At 64.6% G+C, this 1,797-nt stretch carries 1 protein-coding gene and 1 pseudogene; both read left to right on the top strand.

The features are described 5' to 3' along the window. A pseudogene (locus EOA86_RS33270) lies at positions 1-933 on the top strand (ATP-binding protein); the annotation flags it as partial. Between the two features lie 123 nt (positions 934-1,056). Then, positions 1,057-1,797 (top strand): ATP-dependent metallopeptidase FtsH/Yme1/Tma family protein (locus tag EOA86_RS33265; protein WP_164892263.1); only part of this gene is annotated, 741 nt, incomplete at its 3' end.

The raw sequence follows: 1,797 nt of genomic DNA, 5'->3' as shown, positions 1-1,797 counted from the left end.
CTCGAAAGCCTCGTCTTCATTGGTCGGGTCTTCGACCCAGCCGACATTCGCGCGCTGCGCGAACTCCTGCAGCGCGCGAATGTCGGCTGGGTCGAAGACCCGACCAATGAAGACGAGGCTTTCGAGAGGCCGCGTATCCGCGCGGCACTTGCCGACCGCAATGGTACCCAGCGCGTGGAAGACGCGGTGGCGCTGGCCGCGCGGGCTGCGGTGGAGCGCGAACAGCTTGGCCATCGCGCAGCCGCGCTGATCCGCGGCTTTGCCAGCAGGCCCACCGCCGGCCTTATCCGTCTCGATCCGGGCTTTGCGACGGCCAGCGACGACGCGGCGGCCGCCTATGCGCTGCGCATCCTGCTGGCGACTGTCGGCGGCGTTGCCTTTCTGCCCGACCAGGTTCGCAGCAAGGCGCTGCTCGATCGGCTGAGGGCCGGACCATCTGGCACAACCCCATTTTTCGCGACCCCGTTTTGCGCCACATTGTCGCGGACGGTGGTCGATGCACGGCGTGCCGGCATCTTCCTGCGTCGCGAAACCCGCAACCTGCCGCCCGCTGCTCCTGCCGTGGACAATGCCCTCTGGGACGGCCGCTGGAGGATCACATTGGACGATGAACCAGGTGCATTTTTGATCGCGCCGCTCGGTGCGGCTCGTGCCGCAAAACGGCCAATTGCCGACGACGGCACGCCGCCAAGCCTTGTCCGCGCGGCCCTGGCGGCCGAGCCGGTGCTGTGGCGCGCAAATGAACTTCTTGGCGAATGCCTCGGTTCGGCGCAGGACAGCCAGGTCCTGCCGGGAATGGCGGTATGCCCGGTGGTCGCGCCCTTTGCCCGCTTCCTGCCATCCTTCGACCTGGCGCCGGCCGGAACGGTCGCCGCGCTGATCGGCGCGCCGCTTCTTCCTGCCACGCCTTTTAGCGGCCACACTGCCAGTTGATCTTGGGCGAAAGCTTAACCGCGACATGCTGTTCTGCTTGGCAAGGGAAGGCGCCATCCCTATGTTAGACCCAAGTTTCCTCTCACGACGCGTGTCCGCCAGCGGACACCAACGGGACAATTGATGAATCCGAATTATCGCAATCTCGCGCTCTGGGCGATCATAGCGGTCCTGCTCATCGCTCTCTTCAATCTGTTCCAGACGCCGCAGACGCGCGGAGCAGCGAGCGATGTCCCCTATTCGCAGTTCCTGCAGGATGTCGCAGCCGGCCGGGTCAAGACGGTGACCATAGCGGGTGCCCGCATCTCGGGCACCTATACCGACACCTCTACCGGCTTCCAGACCTATTCGCCGGGGGATCCGTCGCTGGTTTCGAGACTCCAGGACAAGAACGTCACCATCAACGCGCGCCCCGAATCCGACGGTTCCAATTCGCTGTTCGGCTATCTCATCTCCTGGCTGCCGATGATCCTCATCCTTGGCGTCTGGATATTCTTCATGCGCCAGATGCAGTCCGGCTCCGGCCGCGCCATGGGCTTCGGCAAGTCGAAGGCCAAGCTTTTGACCGAAGCGCATGGCCGTGTCACCTTCCAGGACGTCGCCGGCGTCGACGAAGCCAAGCAAGATCTGGAAGAGATCGTCGAATTCCTGCGTGATCCGCAGAAGTTCCAGCGGCTTGGCGGCAAGATCCCGCGCGGCGTGCTGCTCGTCGGCCCTCCCGGGACCGGCAAGACGCTGCTTGCCCGTTCGGTCGCCGGTGAGGCCAACGTGCCGTTCTTCACCATTTCCGGCTCGGATTTTGTCGAGATGTTCGTCGGCGTTGGCGCCAGCCGCGTCCGCGATATGTTCGACCAGGCCAAGAAG

The organism is Mesorhizobium sp. M5C.F.Ca.IN.020.32.2.1, assembly GCF_004023105.1.
Lineage (GTDB): Bacteria > Pseudomonadota > Alphaproteobacteria > Rhizobiales > Rhizobiaceae > Mesorhizobium > Mesorhizobium wenxiniae.
The sequence above is the reverse complement of the archived record's forward strand: the minus strand, read 5'-3'. Positions and strand labels throughout refer to the sequence as shown.